The sequence below is a fragment of the Pseudomonas sp. WC2401 genome, from assembly GCF_041200115.1.
GTDB classification, from domain to species: domain Bacteria; phylum Pseudomonadota; class Gammaproteobacteria; order Pseudomonadales; family Pseudomonadaceae; genus Aquipseudomonas; species Aquipseudomonas fragi.
In genome coordinates this window covers 1957713-1978726 of the sequence record NZ_CP165623.1, presented here as the reverse complement: position 1 = coordinate 1978726, position 21014 = coordinate 1957713, and the positions used below count along the sequence as shown (strand labels likewise).

At 59.6% G+C, this 21014-nt stretch carries 19 protein-coding genes and 2 tRNA genes; 7 read left to right on the top strand and 14 right to left on the bottom strand.

The window, feature by feature from the left end; all coding sequences use genetic code 11:
- Positions 1 to 213 precede the first annotated feature (213 nt).
- Positions 214 to 290, bottom strand: a tRNA-Asp gene (locus AB3G35_RS09035).
- A gap of 19 nt (positions 291 to 309) precedes the next feature.
- Positions 310 to 385 (bottom strand) — tRNA-Val (locus tag AB3G35_RS09030).
- 160 nt (positions 386 to 545) lie between these two features.
- Here AB3G35_RS09030 and rdgC point away from each other — a divergent pair.
- The 3 genes from rdgC to sugE all read left to right on the top strand — a co-directional run bounded on the left by rdgC (position 546) and on the right by sugE (position 3047).
- Positions 546 to 1466 carry a recombination-associated protein RdgC gene (rdgC, locus tag AB3G35_RS09025; protein WP_016779890.1) on the top strand — a complete coding sequence of 307 codons (921 nt, stop codon included), beginning with the start codon at positions 546 to 548 and terminating at the stop codon, positions 1464 to 1466.
- 182 nt (positions 1467 to 1648) lie between these two features.
- Positions 1649 to 2614 carry a bile acid:sodium symporter family protein gene (locus AB3G35_RS09020; protein WP_016779889.1) on the top strand — a complete coding sequence of 322 codons (966 nt, stop codon included), beginning with the start codon at positions 1649 to 1651 and terminating at the stop codon, positions 2612 to 2614.
- A 118-nt stretch (positions 2615 to 2732) separates the two neighbouring features.
- Positions 2733 to 3047 carry a quaternary ammonium compound efflux SMR transporter SugE gene (gene sugE / locus AB3G35_RS09015; protein WP_016779888.1) on the top strand — a complete coding sequence of 105 codons (315 nt, stop codon included), beginning with the start codon at positions 2733 to 2735 and terminating at the stop codon, positions 3045 to 3047.
- Positions 3048 to 3170: 123 nt separating this feature from the next.
- Here sugE and AB3G35_RS09010 read toward each other — a convergent pair whose 3' ends face one another.
- Positions 3171 to 5045 (bottom strand): MFS transporter, encoded by a 1875-nt coding sequence (locus AB3G35_RS09010; RefSeq protein WP_203304208.1) that lies wholly within the window; start codon positions 5043 to 5045, stop codon positions 3171 to 3173.
- 115 nt (positions 5046 to 5160) lie between these two features.
- Positions 5161 to 6312 (bottom strand): TDT family transporter, encoded by a 1152-nt coding sequence (locus AB3G35_RS09005; protein WP_159259181.1) that lies wholly within the window; start codon positions 6310 to 6312, stop codon positions 5161 to 5163.
- A 240-nt stretch (positions 6313 to 6552) separates the two neighbouring features.
- On the opposite strand from AB3G35_RS09005, the gene AB3G35_RS09000 reads away from it, so the two are divergent.
- Complete coding sequence (locus tag AB3G35_RS09000; protein WP_086796039.1) at positions 6553 to 10023, top strand: PAS domain-containing hybrid sensor histidine kinase/response regulator; 3471 nt, start codon at positions 6553 to 6555, stop codon at positions 10021 to 10023.
- A gap of 113 nt (positions 10024 to 10136) precedes the next feature.
- On the opposite strand, the gene rmuC is transcribed toward AB3G35_RS09000, so the two are convergent.
- Together rmuC and AB3G35_RS08990 are read right to left on the bottom strand one after the other, a co-directional pair.
- Positions 10137 to 11501 carry a DNA recombination protein RmuC gene (gene rmuC, locus AB3G35_RS08995; RefSeq protein WP_162939411.1) on the bottom strand — a complete coding sequence of 455 codons (1365 nt, stop codon included), beginning with the start codon at positions 11499 to 11501 and terminating at the stop codon, positions 10137 to 10139.
- Between the two features lie 172 nt (positions 11502 to 11673).
- Positions 11674 to 11997 carry a hypothetical protein gene (locus AB3G35_RS08990; protein ID WP_029611287.1) on the bottom strand — a complete coding sequence of 108 codons (324 nt, stop codon included), beginning with the start codon at positions 11995 to 11997 and terminating at the stop codon, positions 11674 to 11676.
- Positions 11998 to 12971: 974 nt separating this feature from the next.
- Between AB3G35_RS08990 and AB3G35_RS08985 the strand changes: the two genes are divergently transcribed.
- The 3 genes from AB3G35_RS08985 to AB3G35_RS08975 all read left to right on the top strand — a co-directional run bounded on the left by AB3G35_RS08985 (position 12972) and on the right by AB3G35_RS08975 (position 15391).
- Positions 12972 to 13196 (top strand): hypothetical protein, encoded by a 225-nt coding sequence (locus tag AB3G35_RS08985; protein WP_019407963.1) that lies wholly within the window; start codon positions 12972 to 12974, stop codon positions 13194 to 13196.
- A gap of 266 nt (positions 13197 to 13462) precedes the next feature.
- Positions 13463 to 13942 carry a hypothetical protein gene (locus tag AB3G35_RS08980; protein WP_016779881.1) on the top strand — a complete coding sequence of 160 codons (480 nt, stop codon included), beginning with the start codon at positions 13463 to 13465 and terminating at the stop codon, positions 13940 to 13942.
- A gap of 147 nt (positions 13943 to 14089) precedes the next feature.
- A complete protein-coding gene (locus tag AB3G35_RS08975; RefSeq protein ID WP_016779880.1) occupies positions 14090 to 15391 on the top strand; it encodes an OmpP1/FadL family transporter in 1302 nt (433 codons plus the stop codon).
- A gap of 86 nt (positions 15392 to 15477) precedes the next feature.
- Here the strand turns inward: AB3G35_RS08975 and AB3G35_RS08970 are convergent, their stop codons facing one another.
- The 8 genes from AB3G35_RS08970 to cobU all read right to left on the bottom strand — a co-directional run bounded on the left by AB3G35_RS08970 (position 15478) and on the right by cobU (position 20925).
- Complete coding sequence (locus tag AB3G35_RS08970) at positions 15478 to 16029, bottom strand: glutathione peroxidase (RefSeq protein WP_167380447.1); 552 nt, start codon at positions 16027 to 16029, stop codon at positions 15478 to 15480.
- 54 nt (positions 16030 to 16083) lie between these two features.
- The gene (locus AB3G35_RS08965; protein WP_255032602.1) at positions 16084 to 16206 is read right to left on the bottom strand and encodes a hypothetical protein; all 123 of its coding nucleotides are present in this window, start codon (positions 16204 to 16206) and stop codon (positions 16084 to 16086) included.
- Complete coding sequence (locus tag AB3G35_RS08960) at positions 16203 to 17411, bottom strand: MFS transporter (RefSeq protein ID WP_086796035.1); 1209 nt, start codon at positions 17409 to 17411, stop codon at positions 16203 to 16205. Before AB3G35_RS08960 ends, AB3G35_RS08965 begins: the two co-directional genes overlap by 4 nt.
- 52 nt (positions 17412 to 17463) lie before the next feature.
- Complete coding sequence (locus AB3G35_RS08955; RefSeq protein WP_029611286.1) at positions 17464 to 17877, bottom strand: MarR family winged helix-turn-helix transcriptional regulator; 414 nt, start codon at positions 17875 to 17877, stop codon at positions 17464 to 17466.
- A gap of 168 nt (positions 17878 to 18045) precedes the next feature.
- Positions 18046 to 18777 (bottom strand): adenosylcobinamide-GDP ribazoletransferase, encoded by a 732-nt coding sequence (locus tag AB3G35_RS08950; RefSeq protein WP_369782541.1) that lies wholly within the window; start codon positions 18775 to 18777, stop codon positions 18046 to 18048.
- On the bottom strand, positions 18777 to 19355 hold the full coding sequence (gene cobC, locus AB3G35_RS08945; protein WP_106117049.1) for an alpha-ribazole phosphatase family protein: 579 nt from the start codon (positions 19353 to 19355) through the stop codon (positions 18777 to 18779). The genes AB3G35_RS08950 and cobC overlap by 1 nt, the downstream gene beginning before the upstream one ends.
- A complete protein-coding gene (cobT, locus tag AB3G35_RS08940; protein ID WP_088379222.1) occupies positions 19352 to 20407 on the bottom strand; it encodes a nicotinate-nucleotide--dimethylbenzimidazole phosphoribosyltransferase in 1056 nt (351 codons plus the stop codon). Before cobT ends, cobC begins: the two co-directional genes overlap by 4 nt.
- On the bottom strand, positions 20404 to 20925 hold the full coding sequence (gene cobU, locus AB3G35_RS08935; protein WP_095005280.1) for a bifunctional adenosylcobinamide kinase/adenosylcobinamide-phosphate guanylyltransferase: 522 nt from the start codon (positions 20923 to 20925) through the stop codon (positions 20404 to 20406). The genes cobT and cobU overlap by 4 nt, the downstream gene beginning before the upstream one ends.
- Positions 20926 to 21014: the final 89 nt, after the last annotated feature.

Genomic DNA, 21014 nt, shown 5'->3' with positions numbered 1-21014 from the left:
TTCACTTTCGTTGCGGGGCGCATTCTCTCACACTATTTGTGTAAGTGGTTGTTTTTATTTTGGTTTTTTTCAAAACCTGGTAAAAACAGCCGTTTCCAGCACCCTGCATCTTTGATTTCGCAGCGAACTGCCAAACCGAAGCCTTTCGGGCAAACCAGCATTTAGCGGGCTTATCCCAACCACAAGCGTTCAAGGGGCTTATGGTATTAAAAATGGCGCAGCGGACGGGACTCGAACCCGCGACCCCCGGCGTGACAGGCCGGTATTCTAACCGACTGAACTACCGCTGCGCGTAACACTGTGAGCGAATGGTGGGTGATGACGGGATCGAACCGCCGACCCTCTGCTTGTAAGGCAGATGCTCTCCCAGCTGAGCTAATCACCCTTTCACTCTCGGTGTGGCGCGCATTCTACGGAGCGACCTATAGTCTGGCAAGCACTTTTTAAAATAATTTTCCTAACGATGACAAAGGCTTAGCGCAGGGTTGGCCTATTAAGGTTATCAGGCGAATAATGCGCCTTTGTATATAGGAGTGATTCACCCCATGTGGTTCAAAAACCTGCTTATCTATCGCCTGACCCAAGATCTGCCTTTTGATGCACAGGTGCTGGAAACTGCACTGGCCACCAAACTGGCCCGCCCGTGTTCAAGCCAGGAAGTAGCCACCTACGGTTTCGTTGCCCCGTTCGGCAAAGGCGAAGACGCCCCGCTGGTTCACGTCAGCCAGGACTTCCTGCTGATTGCCGCCCGCAAGGAAGAGCGCATCCTGCCAAGCAGCGTTGTGCGCGATGCATTGAAGGAGAAGGTCGAAGAGATCGAGGCCGAGCAAATGCGCAAGGTCTACAAAAAGGAACGCGATCAGCTCAAGGATGAAATCATCCAGGCCTTCCTGCCGCGTGCCTTTATCCGCCGCTCGGCGACCTTTGCCGCCATCGCGCCAAAACAGGGCCTGATCCTGGTTAACGCCTCCAGCCCTAAACGCGCCGAAGACCTGCTGTCCACCCTGCGTGAAGTGATCGGCTCGCTGCCGGTTCGCCCGCTGGCCGTAAAAGTTGCGCCTAGCGCCGTGATGACCGAATGGGTCAAGACCCAGAAAGCCGCTGACAACTTCTTCGTTCTCGACGAATGCGAGCTGCGCGACACTCATGAAGACGGTGGCATCATCCGCTGCAAACGCCAGGACCTGACCAGCGACGAAATCCAGCTGCACCTGAGCACGGGCAAAGTCGTGACCCAGCTGTCACTGGCATGGCAGGACAAGCTGTCGTTCGTGCTGGACGACAAACTGGTGGTCAAGCGCCTGAAGTTCGAAGACTTGCTGCAAGACCAGGCGGAACAGGACGGCGGCGACGACGATCTGGGCCAGCAGGACGCCAGCTTCACCCTGATGATGCTGACCTTCGGCGAGTTCTTGCCGCAACTGTTTGAAGCACTGGGCGGCGAAGAAACCCCGCAGGGTATCTAAAAACCACCCACCCGTAGCAGCTGCCGAGGAACGAAGGCTGCGTTCGAGTGCGAAGCGCTCGTAAATTCTGAATGCGCGGTTTTAAAGTCAAACTGTGCATTCACTTTTTACGACGGCTACGCCGCCGAACGCAGCCTTCGGCAGCTGCTACGGATCGAACAATAACCATAATAAGGACCACCATGCGCGCACTCGCCGCCTTAAGCCGCTTTGTCGGTAATACCTTTGCCTACTGGGTGCTGATTTTCGCCGTACTGGCGTTTCTGGAGCCCGGCTGGTTTGTCGGCCTCAAAGGCTACATCGTGCCGCTTCTGGGCGTGGTGATGTTCGGCATGGGCCTGACCCTCAAACTCGATGACTTCGCCGAAGTCGCCCGCCATCCCTGGCGCGTGGCACTGGGCGTGGTTGCTCATTTCGTGATCATGCCCGGCGTGGCGTGGTTGCTCTGCCAGGTGTTCCACCTGCCGCCCGAAATCGCCGTAGGGGTGATCCTGGTTGGCTGCTGCCCAAGTGGCACCTCGTCCAATGTGATGACCTGGCTGGCTCGTGGCGACCTGGCGCTGTCGGTGGCCATCGCCGCCGTGACCACCCTCCTCGCTCCCTTGCTGACCCCGGCCCTGATCTGGTTGCTGGCGTCGGCCTGGCTGCCGGTTTCGTTTATGGAGCTGTTCTGGTCAATCCTGCAAGTGGTGCTGCTGCCGATTGTCCTCGGCGTACTGGCCCAGCGCCTGCTTGGCGCACGGGTGCGTTTCGCCGTCGACGTACTGCCGCTGGTGTCGGTGGTCAGTATCGTCATCATCGTCGCCGCGGTGGTGGCGGCCAGTCAGGCGCAAATCGCCAAGTCCGGCCTGCTGATCATGGCCGTGGTGATTTTGCATAACAGCTTCGGCTATTTGCTCGGTTACTTTACCGGTCGTCTGTTCAAGCTGCCGCTGGCCCAGCGCAAATCCCTGGCCCTGGAAGTCGGCATGCAGAACTCGGGGCTGGGCGCAGCGCTGGCCAGCGCCCACTTCTCGCCGCTGGCAGCCGTACCCAGTGCGCTCTTCAGCGTCTGGCACAATATTTCGGGTGCGCTGCTGTCGACGTACTTCAGGCGCATGAGCGAGAAAGAAGACCGCCTGGCGGCTGCCAAGGCGGCAACTGAGTGAAATTTCGGGCTTGCCTGCCGGATTAATCGTGTGCAATATACTGCGCACAGCGAGGACGACCTCGCGACTCATCGAGTGATTAATCCGGGGACGACCCCATCAATTGATGGAGATGAAGATGTCCTGGATCATTCTGTTTTTCGCCGGTCTGTTTGAAGTTGGCTGGGCTGTCGGCCTGAAATACACCGACGGCTTCAGCCGCCCGCTACCGACGGCCCTGACCGTCGGCGCCATGGTGATCAGCCTCGGCCTGCTGGGCCTGGCCATGAAAGAACTGCCACTGGGCACAGCCTACGCAATCTGGACCGGCGTGGGCGCAGTAGGCACGGTCATCGCCGGGATCATCCTGTTTGGCGAGTCGATGGCATTGTTCCGCCTGGCCAGTGTTGCACTGATCATTGCCGGCCTGGTGGGCCTGAAGATCAGCGCTTAACACGCTCGGCTGTGGGAGCGGGCTTGCTCGCGATAGCATCACCGCGGTTTTCTGAAGAACCGCAGTGCCTGCATCGCGAGCAAGCCCGCTCCCACAACAAGCCCGCTCCCACTTTTGCCTTGCCTATCTGACCGCCCCGCGCAATTCCATCACCCGCTCACGCAACAGCTTTTGCGTGGCATCCTCGGGCGCTATCGGCGCACCTGCCACCAGGGTTACCCGCGACCACAAGCGCCGCAAAAAACCCTTGTTTGGATCACGGCTGAAAAAGCTGCCCCACAACCCCTGCAACGCCATCGGAATCACCGGCACCGGCGTGCGCTCCAAAATCCGCGTCACTCCCGCCTTGAACTCGTCAATCTGCCCGTTCGTGGTGAGTTTGCCTTCAGGGAAGATGCACACCAGCTCACCATCGTTCAGATACCGGGCAATCCTGTCGAATGCCTGCTCGTAGATCGCCTCGTCTTCAGCACGCCCGGCAATAGGAATCGTACCTGCGGTGCGGAAGATAAAGTTGAGCACCGGCAGATTGTAGATTTTGTAATACATGACAAATCGAATCGGGCGACGCACTGCCCCGCCTATCAGCAGGGCATCCACAAAAGACACATGGTTGCACACCAGCAACGCCGCCCCCTCATCGGGGATCAGCTCCAGATGCTTGTGCTGCACGCGGTACATGGAATGGCTCAACAGCCAGATCATGAAGCGCATGCTGAATTCAGGCACGATTTTGAAGATGTAGGCGTTGACTGCGATATTCATCAGCGACACCACCAGAAACAACTCCGGAATTGTCAGCTTGGCCACACTGAGCAGCAGGATAGTGACGAGCGCCGACACCACCATGAACAACGCATTGAGGATATTGTTGGCCGCGATCACCCGCGCCCGCTCGCTTTCCGAGGTGCGCGACTGGATCAGCGCATACAGCGGCACTATATAGAAGCCGCCAAACACGCCTAGCCCGAGAATATCCAGCAGCACCCACCAGGCCTGGCTGAAGCCCAGCACACCCAGCCAGTCGTTGGCCTGGAGGTTTTGCGGCATTTGCCCCGAATGCCACCACAGCAACAGGCCAAATACGGTCAGGCCAAACGAGCCAAAAGGCACCAGGCCAATTTCGACCTTGCGCCCCGAGAGCTTCTCGCACAGCAGCGAACCCAAAGCGATGCCCACCGAGAACACGGTGAGAATCAGGGTGACCACGGTCTCGTCACCGTAGAGCCAGTCCTTGGCATAGGCCGGGATTTGCGTCAGGTAAATCGCACCGACAAACCAGAACCACGAGTTGCCTACTACGGAACGGGACACTGCTGGTGTCTGATTAAGCCCCATGCGCAAGGTGGCCCAGGACTCGCTGAAAATATTCCAGTTCAACCGCAGCTCTGGCGTATCCGCTGGCGCAGGCGGAATGGCGCGGCTGGCCAGGTACCCCAGCACGGCGACCGCGATAATCACCGCCGAGACAATAACCGTGTAATTGCCGGACGACAGCATGATCCCGGCGCCAATGGTACCCGCCAGAATCGCCAGAAAGGTGCCCATCTCCACTAGGCCATTGCCACCGACCAGTTCCTCTGGCCGCAGGGTTTGCGGCAGGATCGAGTACTTCACCGGCCCGAACAGCGCCGAATGGGTGCCCATCGCAAACAGCGCCACCAGCATCAACGCCAGATGATCAAAGGCAAAGCCAATGGCTGCGACCACCATGATGGCGATTTCACCCAGCTTGATCAGCCGAATCAGACGGTCCTTGTCGTATTTTTCGCCAAACTGCCCGGCCAGCGCCGAGAACAGAAAAAAAGGCACGATAAACAGCAACGCACACAGATTGACCCAGATACCCCGGTCACCTTCGAGAGTGAGCTTATAAAGGATGGCCAGAATCAGCGATTGCTTGAACAGGTTGTCATTGAGCGCGCCCAGGGCCTGGGTCACGAAAAAGGGCAGGAAGCGGCGCTTGCCGAGCAAGCTGAATTGCGAGGGGTGACTCATCATCCATGTACTCACGTTGCGCTGATGGGCTTTCTCTTTGGAGGGCCGTTGTAACACTCAGGGCACAACCTTGCTCGGGTTCTGTGTGTGAGCGCACAGAACCCGAGCCAATGACTTACTTCTTCAACCCGGCAATACAAGGCGATACAAACAGCTCGCCGCGATAGGCCCCTTGCACGGTGCGGGTGCCCACCAGCAGCCACATCAGCGCCAGCGCCAGCACCAGGACACAACCGGCCACATCAAAGAAGCTCAGGTGCAGCATGCTGCCCAGGCGCAAGGTTGCCAGCGAGTACACCCCCAGCGGGAAGGTAAAGCCCCACCAGCCCAGGTTGAACGGGATGCCCGAGCGGAAGTAGCGAATGGTGATCAGCGCCGCCATCACAATCCACCACAAGCCCACACCCCACAGAATCACCCCGCTGATCAGGCCCAGGCCTTCGACAATCTCACCAATCCGGGCCAGGCCATTGGCCGCAAAGATCGCCGGGGCATCAGCGCCCAGCAACAGCAGGCCCAGGGCACCGGTGCCAATAGGGCCCAACGCCAGCCAGCTGGAGGCAGCCATGCTCTCGTGGGGCAGTTTGTGCAGTGCCATACGCAGGATCAGAATGGTCAGGATGCTGAAGGCCACCGGCACCGAAAACGCCCACAGCACATAGCTGGTAATCAGCACATGGAACTGCATGGCGGTATCGCTCAGATACGGCGCCAACAGACCGCCACTGGCCGCTGCAACCTCGGCGGCCACCACCGGCAGCAGCCAGACAGCCGTCATCTGGTCGATACTGTGATCCTGACGGGTAAACATCAGGTAGGGGATCAGCACGCCGCAGCCCAGTGCCATGGCCACATCGATCCACCACAGCACCTCGGCCACCTGGACCATGCCTTCACCCCAGCGCGGCACGCCAAACACCAGAAAACCGTTGATGATGGTGGCCAGGCCCATAGGGATGGTGCCAAAGAACATCGACACGGTGGAGTGCCCGAAAATACGCCGTGCCTCATCGAAATACAGCACCCAGCGCGCGCCATAGAGCACGCTGAACAGAATGAACAAACCGATATTGAACAGCCACAAACCCTCGGCAAAGGCATGCACACCCGGGATATGGACCGGCAATTGAGCCAGGGCCAGGGCCAGTACACCGGTGCCCATGGTCGCGGCAAACCAGTTCGGGGTGAACTGGCGGATCACTTCACGCGGGTGCTGCAAGTGACTGAATGGCCGAAAACCGGCTTTGGCATTGTTTGGGCAAGTCATGGGTTCCTCCTGTTCCTCGTATGAGGTGCAAATAGAGTAGAACCAAATCGAATATCTATATAACGGGTAATTTCTCTAACTGTTATCTGTTTTGCCTATATATGGTTTTTTTGTCATCCTTCAACCGCTGCGACACCAGGCCGCGCTCAGACCATGGTCGACACTGACGCGCCCCGAACATCATGCGAGACTAGCCTGCCGCTGCCGGATTGCAGCGGCCTTATACCTTCAGGAGTGTCCATGTCGTTGTCCAGCGGGCTGATTGCCGCCGTTGCCCTGGCCTATATGGCCATTATGTTCGCCATTGCCTTTTATGGTGACCGGCGCAGCAAACCGCTGCCGCCGCGGGTTCGCGCGTGGGTCTATAGCCTGTCGCTGGCGGTGTACTGCACCAGCTGGACGTTCTTCGGCGCCGTTGGTCAGGCCGCCGAACAACTCTGGGCATTTCTGCCGATTTACCTGGGCCCGGTGCTGCTGCTGGTATGCGCACCCTGGGTGCTGCAAAAGATGGTGATGATCAGCAAACAGGAAAACATCACCTCGATTGCTGACTTTATCGCCGCCCGCTACGGCAAATCGCAGTCGCTGGCCATTGTGGTGGCGCTGATCTGCCTGGTGGGCGTGCTGCCTTATATAGCCCTGCAGCTCAAGGGCATCGTGCTGGGGGTCAACCTGCTGATCGGGGCCGGGGCCGACGCGACCGGCTCGCGGGTCGAGGACACGGCGCTGATTGTGACGCTGGTGCTGGCCCTGTTTACCATCCTCTTCGGCACGCGCAACCTCGATGCCACCGAACACCACCGCGGCATGGTGCTGGCCATTGCCTTTGAATCGCTGGTCAAGCTGTTCGCTTTCCTCGCCGTCGGCGCCTTCGTGACCTTCGGGCTGTATGACGGCTTCGACGACCTGTTCAACCAGGCCATGCTCGCACCGCGCCTTGAGGAGTACTGGAAAGAAACCGTCAACTGGCCATCGATGATCGTGCAAACCGGCGTGGCGATGATGGCAATCATCTGCCTGCCCCGCCAGTTCCACGTCACCGTGGTGGAAAACATCGACCCGCAAGACCTGCAACTGGCCAAGTGGGTGTTCCCGGCTTATCTGATTCTGGCCGGGCTGTTTGTGGTGCCGATTGCCCTGGCCGGGCAAATGTTGCTGCCCAGCTCGGTACTGCCGGACTCCTTCGTGATCAGCCTGCCACTGGCCCAGGCCCATCCGGCCCTGGCATTACTGGCCTTTATCGGTGGTGCATCGGCGGCCACCGGCATGGTGATCGTGGCCAGCGTTGCGCTGTCGACCATGGTCTCCAACGACATGCTGCTGCCGTGGCTGCTGCGCCATAAAAACGCCGAGCGCCCGTTCGAGGTGTTCCGTCACTGGATGCTCTCGGTACGGCGCGTATCGATCGTGGTGATCCTGCTGCTGGCTTATGTCAGCTACCGTCTGCTGGGCTCGACCGCCAGCCTGGCGACCATTGGCCAGATTGCCTTCGCGGCCGTCACCCAACTGGCGCCCGCCATGCTCGGCGCCCTGTACTGGAAACAAGCCAACCGTCGCGGCGTGTTTGCCGGGTTGGCTACGGGCACCTTTATCTGGTTCTACACCCTGGTACTGCCGCTCATCGCCCACAGCTTTGGCTGGCACTTGAGCCACTTCCCGGGGTTGGCGTGGCTGCACAGCAACCCGCTGGGCCTGTCGATCACCCCGCTGACCCAGGGCGTGGTGCTGTCGCTGGCAGGCAACTTCACCCTGTTTGCCTGGGTCTCGGTGCTGTCGCGCACCCGCGTATCAGAACACTGGCAGGCCGGGCGTTTTATTGGCCAGGAACTAAGCAGCCATCCCAGCGGCCGTTCGATGCTGTCGGTACAGATCAATGACCTGCTGGCCCTCGCCGCGCGCTTTGTCGGGGAAGAGCGCGCCCATCAGAGCTTTATTCGCTTCGCTTACCGTCAGGGCAAGGGGTTTAACCCCAACCAGAACGCCAATGGCGAGTGGATCGCCCACACCGAACGGCTACTGGCGGGCGTGCTCGGCGCATCCTCCACCCGCGCTGTAGTAAAAGCTGCTATTGAAGGCCGGGAAATGCAGCTCGAAGACGTGGTACGCATTGCCGATGAGGCGTCGGAAGTACTGCAGTTCAACCGCGCCTTGCTCCAGGGCGCCATTGAGAACATCACCCAGGGCATCAGCGTGGTCGACCAGTCACTCAAGCTGGTGGCCTGGAATCGCCGTTATCTGGAACTGTTTGACTACCCGGAGGGGCTGATCAGCGTCGGCCGCCCGATTGCCGACATCATCCGCCACAATGCCGAGCGCGGCCTGTGCGGCCCCGGCGAAGCCGAAGTGCATGTGGCCCGCCGCCTGCACTGGATGCGCCAGGGCCGGGCGCATACCTCGGAACGACTGTTCCCCAATGGTCGGGTGATCGAGCTGATCGGCAACCCGATGCCGGGAGGTGGTTTTGTCATGAGTTTCACCGACATTACCGCCTTCCGTGAAGCCGAGCAGGCCCTGACCGAGGCCAATGAAGGCCTGGAGCAAAGGGTTGCCGAGCGCACCCATGAACTGTCACAACTCAACCAGGCACTGACCGAGGCCAAGGGCGTGGCCGAAACCGCCAGCCAGTCGAAAACCCGGTTTTTGGCCGCCGTCAGCCATGACCTTATGCAGCCGATGAACGCCGCGCGCCTGTTCTCCTCTGCCCTCTCCCACCAGGAAGAAGGCTTGAGCGCCGAAGCGCAGAAACTGGTGCAGCATCTGGACAGCTCCCTGCGCTCGGCCGAAGACCTGATCAGCGACCTGCTGGATATTTCCCGCCTGGAAAACGGCAAGATCACCCCTGATATCAAGCCCTTTGCCATTAACGATCTGTTCGAAACCCTGGGCAATGAATTTACCGCCCAGGCCCAGGAGCAGGGCCTGAACTTCAGGGTTCGCGGCAGCCGGGTGCGGGTCAACAGTGATATCAAATTGCTGCGTCGGATCCTGCAAAACTTCCTTACCAACGCCTTTCGCTACGCCAAAGGCCCGGTACTGCTGGGCGTGCGTCGCCGTGGCGGTGAGCTGTGCCTTGAGGTGTGGGACCGCGGGCCGGGCATTCCCGAAGACAAGCTGAAGGTGATTTTTGAAGAATTCAAACGCCTCGACAGCCATCAAACCCGCGCCGAAAAAGGCCTGGGCCTGGGCCTGGCGATCGCCGACGGCTTGTGCCATGTGCTCGGGCACAGCCTGCAGGTGCGCTCATGGCAAGGGTTTGGCAGCGTGTTCAGTGTGCGCGTGCCGATGGCCAGGAGCCAGGCCGCACCGCAGCCGGTGGTCGCCGAGCAGAACGGCCAGCCTCTGACAGGGGCACGGGTGCTGTGTATTGATAATGAAGACAGCATTCTGATCGGCATGCAAAGCCTGCTCACGCGCTGGGGTTGCCAGGTGTGGACGGCCCGCAACCGCGAAGAATGCGCAGCGTTGCTCAATGAAGGCGTGCGTCCGCAGCTGGTGCTGGTTGACTACCATCTGGACGACGGCGAGGTGGGGACAGAACTGATGGGCTGGCTGCGCACGCAACTGGGTGAACCGGTACCGGGCGTGGTCATCAGCGCCGATGGCCGCCCGGAGATGATTGCCGAGGTGCATGCGGCGGGCCTTGAGTACCTGCCCAAGCCGGTCAAGCCTGCTGTACTGCGGGCGCTGCTGAGCAGGCATGTGCCGCTGTAGCTGAGCACCCTTGTGGGAGCGGGCTTGCCCGCGATGGCATCACCTCGCAGCTATAGAAAACCGCGTTGCCTGCATCGCGGGCAAGCCCGCTCCCACAAAACCACCTATCGGTGCTACTCCGCCGGGTGCGCCACGCCGTCAACGTCGGTCATGGCCCGCTCCAGCAGGTCGGCCGGCAGGCTTTTACTGGCCCGGGCGCCGAGCAATTTGAGCTGCTCGCTGCGGCTGACCAGATTGCCGCGGCCTTCCGTCAGTTTGTTACGCGCTGAGCTGTAGGCCTTGTCCAGTTGCTGCAGGCGATTGCCCACCTCATCCAGGTCCTGAATAAACAGCACGAACTTGTCGTACAGCCAGCCGGCGCGCTCGGCGATTTCACGCGCATTCTGCCCCTGGCGCTCCTGCTTCCACAGGCTGTCGATCACCCGCAAAGTGGCCAGCAGCGTGGTCGGGCTGACGATCACGATATGCCGGTCAAACGCCTCTTGAAACAAATTAGGCTCGGCTTGCAACGCCGCCGAAAAAGCCGCCTCGATCGGTACGAACAACAGCACAAAGTCCAGGCTGTGCAGCCCCTCCAGGCGCTTGTAGTCCTTGCTGGCCAAGCCCTTCACATGATTGCGCAGCGACAGTACATGCTGCTTGAGCGCCGCTTGCCCGATCACATCGTCATCGGCCCCTACATATTGCTGATACGCGGTGAGGCTGACCTTGGAGTCGACCACCACCTGCTTGTCACCCGGCAACATGATCAGCACGTCAGGCTGGAAGCGCTCGCCGTCAGGGCCCTTGAGGCTGACCTGGGTCTGGTATTCACGGCCTTTCTCAAGCCCCGCATGCTCCAGCACCCGCTCCAGAATCAACTCGCCCCAGTTGCCCTGGGTTTTCTGGCCCTTGAGGGCGCGGGTCAGGTTGGTGGCCTCATCACTGAGGCGCAGGTTCAGTTGCTGCAAGCGCTCCAGCTCTTTGCCCAGGGAAAACCGCTCCCGCGATTCCTGCTGATAACTCTCCTCGACCCGTTTCTCAAACGACTGGATGCGTTCCTTGAGGGGGTCAAGCAACTGGCCAAGACGCTCATTGCTGGTTTCGGCGAAACGCTGCTCGCGCTCATCGAAAATCTTGCCCGCCAGCTCGGCAAACTGCGCCCGCAATTCGTCCCGGGAACCCTGCAGGTCGTTGAGCCGTTGCTGATGGCTATCCTGCTGCTCACGCAATTCGGCAGCCAGCGCAGACGCATGGGCATCCAGGCGCCGCAGCTCGACTTCTTTCTGATTGCGCTCCAGGTTCCAGGCATGGGCGGCGTCGCGCCCGTTGTCGCGTTCCACCTGCAATAGCTCGACTTCGCGGCCCAGTGCGGCCAGCTCTGCCTGCTTGGCGGCATTGGCCTGGCCCAGATCACTGACTTCGTCGCGACAGGCGTCCAGCTGGGCACTCAGGCCCTCCTGGGCCAGTTGCGCCGTACTCAGGCGCTCGTTGAGCAGTGCAAGCTCAGCGGGCTGGCCGCCGAGCTTGCGTTGCAACTGCCAGATTAACGCCAGCAACGGCACGCCCGCTGCTGCCAGGCCAAGCAACAGGCTGCTCAGATCCAGGGCCATAACCCCTCCGCACGAGGTAAAAGAACAAGGTTAACCAACAGTCAGCGCCGAAGACAGTTCAGTCTTCGGTCTTGTTCAGTTCCTGCTGCGCCAGACGGTCACCGGCGCGAGCGGCCTGGCGCAACAGTTCGTGGCCGATACGCTGATCGCGGGCGCTGCCGCATTCACGGCACATCAACTGCCCCAAACGGCTCTGGGCCAACACCACACCCTGGCGGGCGGGTTGTTTGAGCAGGTGCCCGGCCACATGCTTGACGCTGGGGCTGGCACTCAGGCGCGGGTTGTCCAGCAGCCAGATAGCGACCCGCAAAGAAAAGCGCTTGGGAGCTTCAGTTGGTGTATTGGGGCGAGCAACAGAGGAAGTAGCTGTGCGGAACTTCATACGACACTGTAGGGCAGAACAGAAGGCGCGCCACTCTACTCCTTTTTTCGTCTGGGTAAAGTCCAAAAAAGTCGACACCCTTGATCTAGAGCAAGCGCATGGGACAATCCACAGATCCTGTGGATAAGTCAGTGGACAACCCTGCTTTAACCTCCGCAAACGCCCACCCTGCGGGGCCTCGGGTCAAACTGTCGATTTTTTCACCAATTAAAAAAAACGATGTTTTTCATTGACTTAAATTTACCAGGCAGGCTAGGAAGCGCAAAACCCGGGTATCTGCACTGTTTTTTCCGGCAGCACTGTTAATGTGCACAAGTTCACATTAACAGCAACGCACCGGGCCTTTACCGGGCACCGCTTGTAGGCTGGTGCACCGCGGCGGCGCGTCGCTCAAGGGGAGCTTTACCGACAGAATGCACCCCCTGCCCCACTGGCGAATCGACGAAAATCGACTAGCCAGTGCCACACGACAACCTGCGGCGGCGGTGCAAGCACATAAAGTATTTTTGCTAGCATACTTGCGTTTGAAAATTCAACCCGTTAGTATCCGCAGCGTTAGTACCAAGCTGAAAGTCAATTCGGGCCGAACAAATCCCTCCAGCACCTCGCTAAAAAAAGCGAAAGCACGCTGAATAAACGGGATCGACCCCCTCGATGGTTTCCAGGTAAATCTTGCGACGATACGGCCTTTGCACAAACGCACAGGGTATCGCGAAGTTCTTTTACTCTGACCGAACCAACCTGCAAATTGATCAGGATCTTCACCCGGAGCACGGAACCTTAGCTCCTGTTGTGACTGCCTGCCCTCCTAAGTACCTACCTGCCAGCCCAAGCGCCACATACTTAATGCGCTCCAACTGGCGGCTTTGTTCCAGTCAGGTTCTTCGTCCAGCCAAAGAATGGCTCGACGTCACTGGAACGTTTTAATGCAGCACGGATCGAATCCGTGTCTTTTGTAGGAACACCTAATAACTATGTCTACTCAAATCCATACTCAGGATGCCATTCGCACCCTAACCAACGCCTTTGCTCCAATGAACTGCCTGATTATGGCCGCTCGCAAAGGATGCTTCAGCTTCACCCTGGTCAACGAACACGGTATCGCCCGTCACAGCGAACGCCTGTACCCCGACCAGTACTCCAGCGCAGAACCTCTGCAAGCTGTGATCGAGCGTACTCGTCAGGCCCTGATTGCCTGACAGCTTGAGCGTTACACATCAAGCCCTGCCTGATTAGCAGGGCTTTTTATTGCCTGCACTTTAAGAAATATCCGGCATTGTTTAATTACTTGCGGATATATAGCCCGCGGGCCGATGCTTTAAATGTTTTAAAAACAGGCCGTTACAGCAAGAATTTGACACTACACTTCAACTCAAGCGGCCTGCTCCGCTTCCAGCGAACCCTTTCGATTCACCGCTGCCAAGCGCCGGGGTATCGCTGGTCATTTTCAGGCTTCGAGGGCTATATGGGTATCGCTGCCAGGGAGTTGAGCCAATTCGTGATCCGGCCAACGCTTCTGTATCTGGGGCAAGACAACCCGGATGCAGAAGCTTTGTTGCTAGGTATTGCAGCCAGCCAGTCGCACCTGGGCTCGGCACTGCATGATCGTCATGGTCACGGCCTGTATTGCATCCGCGAGTTACGCCATGCCGCCCTGTGGGATCAGTACCTGGCCCACGACCCGGATTTGGCGAGCCTGGTTCGCGGGCTGGCCAGCCAGCATGCGTTCCTGTGCAGCCCTCATCTGGAGCTGACGGTCAATTTGCGTTACGCCACGGCCATTGCCTGGTTTTTGGTCGAGCAACAAAAAATAGCCATTCCTGCCGCCGACGACCTGCTCGGCATGGCCAGGATCTGGCGCCAAGCCTTTGAACCACATGGGCGTTTACGTGATTTCGCCCATGCCTGGCGCACCTGCGTTTCACCTCTCAACCAAGTTGCTTGAAATTTCAAACAACTGTAATGATCTTCAAACAGCCTGAAATCCGGTCGGATTGTCCTACAAAACATCGCTATCTTCTGCGATTTAGCCTATAGCGCTTCAACAAAAATGTTGGTAGTTTTCGTCCGGTGATCATAAGGAGTTCTAATAATGAAAAAAGTAATGCTCAAGACCACACTTGGCCTCGCCGTCACTTTGGCTTCCAGCCAGATTTTCGCTAGCGGCTTCGCACTCAACGAACAAAGCGTCAGCGGTATGGGGACCGGTTTCGCAGGTCGTTCATCTTCTGCCGACGATGCCAGTACCGTTTTTGGTAACCCTGCCGGTATGTCCCGCCTCAGCGGCCAGCAAGTAACAGGCGGTATCGCTGTTATTGATGCTTCGACCGATATCAAGGATGCCAATGGCAGCATCAAGGGCACCAACAAAGGTGACATGGTGCCGTTCACAGGCGTTCCGATGGGCTTTTACACCAACAAGCTGAATGACCAGTGGGCAGTCGGCTTCGGCGTTTATGCCCCGTTCGGCCTTGTGACCGACTACGAAAGCAGCTTCCAGGGCCGTGGCTTTGGCAGCAAAAGCGAAGTGAAGGTTGTTACCCTGCAACCAACCGTCAGCTATGCCTTCAATGATCGCGTGTCGATTGGTTTTGGCCCGACCATCAACCGCATTGCCGGTACTCTTGAATCCGAGCTTCGACTGACCCCCAACCCGCTGGCCGGGGCAGGCGACAGCAATGTAAAAATCAAGGGTGACGATACCGCCCTGGGCTTCAACGCCGGTATCCTGGTACAAGCTACCGACACCACGCGGGTAGGTTTGACTTACCACTCAAAGGTTAAGTACAAGCTTGAAGGTCACACCAACGTAACAGCCAGCAGCGATCCGTTCACTGCCGCTCGCCTGAAAAGCAACCGCTATGACGCCACTCTGAAAATCGACACGCCTGAATCCTGGGATCTGTCGGTTACTCAAGAGATCAATGACGCGTGGAAGGTCTATGCAGGTTCCACCTGGACTCGCTGGAGCCGCCTGAAAGACATCACCGTACAGAACGAAGGCGTTACTGCTGCGGCCGGCGGCGGTGCAGCCCCTGCACTTTTCACCACGATCAAGGAAGAGCAAAACTGGCACGATACCTGGGCCTACGCTATCGGTACTTCGTATCAGTTGAACAAGCAGTGGGTACTGCGTACCGGTCTGACCTGGGACCAGTCGCCTACCAACAATGAAAATCGCTCGCCTCGCATCCCTACTGGCGACCGTACGATTTTCAGCCTGGGTGCCGGTTATGCCGTCAACGAGAACCTGACAATCGATGCTGCCTATTCCTACCTGAAGGAAGAGTCGGTCAAGGTTGATGACCAGAAAGCAGCTCTCGGCAGCTACTACAGCTCCAAGTACGAAAACAGCGCCAACGGTTTTGCAGTAGGTGCAACCTACAAGTTCTGATTCACCGCGAGGCTAACCCCCTCGCCTGCTGAATCAAAAAAATCCCCGCTCTCGTTACCGAGGCGGGGATTTTTAATGGCTGCGATTCAGGGCCTAGAAGCAATGGCCTTGTCGATGGCCTCAATCAATTCAGGACTGTCAGGCTTGGTCAAACTGGAGAAGCTGGCAATCACATTGCCCTGGCGATCCACCACATATTTGTAGAAGTTCCATTTCGGCGCACTGCTTTGCTCGGCCAGGATCTTGAACAGGTGAGTCGCATCCGGCCCGCGCACATGCTGCGGGTCGATCATGGTGAAGGTCACGCCATAGTTGACGTAACACACCTTGGCCGTCTCCTCACCATCCTTGGCCTCTTGCTTGAAGTCATCCGAGGGCACACCGATCAACTCCAGCCCCTGGCCCTTGTAGCGCTGGTTCAACGCCTCAAGCCCCTTGAACTGCGGGGCGAAGCCGCAAAAGCTCGCGGTATTGACGATCAACAGCGGTTTGCCGGCAAAGCGCTGGCACAGATCGATCGATTCCTTGGCCCGCAATTTGGGCAGCGAGCCCTCCAGCAAGGGCGGGCAATCCGCTGCCCACACCGACCCGGCGCAGGCCAACAGCAGTACAGGCATCGCAATCCAGCGCTTGAGCATCATCAGTGTCCTTGAATAAGAGGCAAGCTCAGAACTTACTCACCCGCCGCCGCACTAGCAAGCACCCATGCCCAATTGCATCATGGCCAAGCCGCCCTGATGCCAGCCCCACCAGACCAGGGCCAGCAACAAGGCACCGCCACTCGCTGCCCCCAGCCACATCCACGCTGTATTCACCCCAAACTCCCCTGCGCCTGCAAGCGGGCCACCGGACGCTCGCGCACCGGCCAGTTCAAGGCGGCTGCCAGCAGACTTAACACAATCGAGACCTGCCAGATCAGGTCATAGCTACCGGTCTGATCATAGACCACGCCACCCAGCCAGCCGCCCAAAAATGCACCCAGTTGATGGAACAGGAACACAATGCCGCCCAGCATTGACAGGTTACGCACGCCAAACAGGGTCGCCACCGTGCCATTGGTCAGCGGTACGGTCGACAGCCATAAAAAGCCCATCGCCATGCCGAACAGGTAAGCACTGAAGTGCGTTACAGGTGCCCACAGGAACAACACAATCACCACAGCGCGCGCCAGGTACAGCGCAGTCAGCAGGCGCGGCTTGGACATGCGCCCGCCCAGCCAGCCGGCGGTGTAGGTACCGAAAATATTGAACAGGCCGATCAGCGCCAGCACCGTGGTGCCCACCGTCGCAGGCAGATGCTGATCCACCAGATACGCCGGCAGGTGGATACCGATAAACACCACCTGAAAGCCGCAGACAAAAAAGCCGAACGCCAGCAACCAGAAGCCCGAGTGCGAGCAGGCCTCACGCAGCGCTTCCTTGAGGGTTTGCTCGCCGCCCAGATTGGGTAGCGGGCGATCCTTGAGCATGCCGACCAGCGGTACGATCATCGCCACCAGCACGCCCAGCACCAGAAGCGCCGTCGACCAACCGAGCCAGCCAATCAAGCCCAGGGTGCCGGGCAACATGGCAAATTGACCGAAGGACCCCGCCGCACTGGCGATCCCCATGCCCATGCTGCGCTTTTCTGCTGGCAAGGCACGGCCCACCACGCCCAAAATCACCGAGAACGAAGTGCCCGACAACCCGATACCAATCAGCAGTCCGGCGCTCAATGACAGCGACAGCGGCGAATCCGACAACCCCATCAGCAACAGCCCCACCGCATACAAGACGCCACCGACGATCACCACCCTGGCAGCGCCAAAGCGGTCCGCCAGCGCCCCGGTAAAGGGCTGGGCCAGGCCCCAGATCAGGTTTTGCAGGGCGATGGCAAACGCAAACACCTCACGCCCCCAGCCAAACTGCGCACTCATGGGCGGCAGAAACAGCCCGAACCCATGCCTTACACCCAACGACAGCGCCAAAATAAGCGCACTGCCAAGCAGTACCCAACCACTGTTGCGCCACACCGATGTCATTGTTGTTCTCCGGGAGCGGGTATATACCCTTTTATAATCGAGGGACTGACCTTCAGTCAGAACCCGCCAACTCATCCAATAGTTGTAGCAACTGCGCGCGCTTGGCTTCACCCAAGCGGTCCATCAAACGCTGCTGTGCAGCCTCCCAGGCCGGCAAGGCGGCCTTGAGGCAATCCTCGCCTGCCTGGGTCAGGCACACCAGCCGGTTACGCTGGTCTGCGCCCTCGGTCATCTTCAGCAACCCGGCCCCCTCCAGCACCCGCACGTTACGGCCCAACGTACTGCGATCGAGCCCCATCGCTTCGGCCAAGGTGGAAATGCTGGGTTGATCGAGCCGCTTGAGATTGCACAGCAAGGAATACTGGGCAACGTTGATCCCGAAGCCATCGAGAGCGCCGTCGTAATGCCTGCTCACGCCACGTGCCGCACGCCGCAGGTTGGTACATAAACACTGGGTTGGTAACATTTTGTATGTATATACCCGCAATAAAAGAGAATCAAGATTTATGCAGTGCCCCCTGCCCGGTTTTTTTGTGGGAGCGGGCTTGCTCGCGATGCAGGCAGCTCGGTGTGTCAGGTTTATCGAGTTGATACCATCGCGAGCAAGCCCGCTCCCACAAGAGCACATGCAACTTCAGATCAGCGCCAACCCTGCCAGCGCCAGCACTTCGAGCAATTCCAGCAGCGCCCCGGCGGTATCACCGGTGGTGCCGCCCAAGCGGCGCATCATCACCCGGCGTAGCCACACAAACCCCAGCGCCGCCAGGCCCAGAGCCCACAACCCGGCATGCCCGGCCAGCACCACGCAGCCCAGGGCACTGAACCCCAGCACCCACCAGCCCGACTTGCGCGGCAAGTGATCGGCCAGCGCCTGACCCAAACCACCGGCCCGCACATAAGGGGTGGTCAGAAACACTGCCAGCAAGGCACTGCGCCCGATCAGTGGCACGATCAACAAGGCGACGCCATTGCCCTGTTCCAGCAACGCCAGCAGCGCACAAAACTTGAGCAACAGCACCAGCACCAGCACAACCACCGCAATCGGCCCGCTGCGCGGGTCTTTCATGATGGTCAGCGTGCGTTCACGGTCGCCAAAACCGCCCAGCCAGGCGTCGGCACTGTCCGCCAGACCGTCCAGATGCAAGCCGCCACTGAGCAACACCCAAAGGGTCAGCAACAAGGCGGCGTGCAACATCAACGGCGTATCGGCCAGCAGACCGTTAACCGCGTACAGCAGCAGACCGAACAACAACCCCACCAGCGGATAAAACAGCAACGAGCGCCCCAGTTCCTGAGGCTGCGGCATCCCGGGCAAGCGAATCGGCAAGCTGCTCAAAAACTGCAGGGCAATCCAGAATGGCAGCATCACCCGCCAACCTCGATCAACTCGCCATCCGCGCCGACCTGCAAGCCAAACATGGCACCGTGCAGCACGGGTACTTGCAACAGTTGCTCGCGGGGCAAACCGCGAGCCCGGGCCAGTAGCAGTTTCATCACCCCGCCGTGGCACACCACCAGCACCCGCTCACCGGCGAAATCCTGCTGCAAACGGCCCACTGCCGACAGCACCCGCGCCGAAAACTCAAGCACCGGCTCACCGTCCGGTGGAGTAAAGGCATAGGGATCAGCCCAGAACTGGCCCAGGGCCTGCTCATCGGTTTGCATCAGCGCTGCGGCGCTCTGCCCTTCCCAGGCGCCAAAATGCAGTTCTTGCAGGTTCTTGTCGAAGGACAGGGGAATATCGAGCTGCACGCTCAACTCCCGGGCAAATAAGGCGCAACGCTGCAGTGGCGAACTGACAATACGGTCCCACGGCCCGCCACCCTTGACCGCATCGCGCATCTGCGCCCAGCCCAATGGCGTCAAGGCGTCGTCCAAGCTGCCGCGCAAGCCGCCGCCCAGCTCGGTCTCACCGTGGCGCAGCAAATCCAGCTGCACGCTCATGCCGGGCGATCTGCCACTGCGGCTTCAGCAAACGTCGCCATCTGCCCGTGCAGATCACAAGCCAGACGCATCAACGGCACCGCCAACGCAGCACCGCTGCCTTCGCCCAGGCGCAGGCCCAGTTCAAGCAAGGGTTCGGCCTGCAGGCTTTCGAGCACATGGCGATGGCCCTGCTCTGCTCCGCGATGGCTGAACACCAGCCACTCGCGGCACTGCGGGTTCAGGCGCACGGCAACCATGGCCGCGACAGTGCAGATAAACCCGTCCACCACTGCCACGATGCCTTCCTGGGCGCAGGCCACATAGGCACCGACCAGCGCGGCAATTTCAAAACCGCCGAGACGAAACAGTGTTTGCAGCGGATCGTCGAGATATCCGTCATGAAACGCCAGTGCCCGGTCAATCACCCGCGCCTTATGGCTGACGCCTGCGGCATCCAGGCCGGTGCCCGGGCCGGTCAACAATGAAGCCGGGCACCCAAGCAATGCACTGGCCACCGCACTGGCGGACGCCGTGTTGCCAATACCCATTTCACCGCCAATAAACAGCTCGCTGCCTGCCGCCTGCGCCCGCAGCACACTGTCGCGCCCGGCCTGCAGGGCTTTCAAACCCTGACTGTCAGACATCGCCGCGCCCTGGGCAAAGTTGGCCGTGCCCGCTCCCAACTGCAGGTGCCGCACACCGGCCAGCTCCAGCATCGGCGTGACAGTGCCCAGGTCCACCACATCCAGCTGCGCGCCCAACTGCCGGGCCAGCACGCTGATCGCTGCGCCGCCGCTGACAAAGTTGTGCAGCATTTGCCCGGTGACTGCCTGCGGATAGGCCGAGACACCTTCGGCGACGATGCCGTGATCACCGGCGAAAATGCCGATCCACACCTGATCGACACGGGGCTTGAGCCGCCCTTGTAGCCCGGCCAGTTGCACCGCCAGTGCTTCCAACTGGCCCAGGGAGCCGGCAGGCTTGGTCAACTGCTGCTGACGCTCGCCAGCCGCCTTTTGCTGGTCACGATCAACCGGTTTGCAGGGTTTCAGCCACCAGGGGGTGCTCATAGTGCAGTTCCTTTCAACGTCAGGGGCAGGCCCGCCACTGTCAGCACGACTCGCTGACAACGCTCGGCCAGGGCTTGATGCAACCAACCGGCTTCATCGACATAGCGGCGAGTCAATTCGCCCAGCGGTACGACACCCATTCCGGTTTCGTTGCTGACAAACACAATTTCACCCGGCAGCTCGGCCAGGCATTGCAGCAGCGCATCGCGTTCGGCGCTCAGGCGCTGCGGGTCTTCCAGCATCAGCAGGTTGGTCAGCCACAGGGTCAGGCAATCGACCAGCAGGCAGGTATCGGCGCGCGCGTTGTCACGCAGTATGCGGGCCAGCTCAATGGGTTCTTCAATCAGCGCCCAATGCCCGGGCCTGCGTTCACGATGATGGCGCACGCGTTCATTCATCTCGCCATCCAGCGGCTGGCTGGTGGCGATGTAAGTCACGGCACAGCCGGATTCGGCCGCCAGTTTTTCAGCGAGGCGGCTCTTGCCCGAGCGGGCACCGCCCAAAATCAATTGCAGCATGTTGGTATACCTCTAAAGGCCGCTGATGCCATCGCGGGCAAGCCCGGCTCCCACCGGTTCAGCGCAATCCTGGTGGATGCCGGATCAGG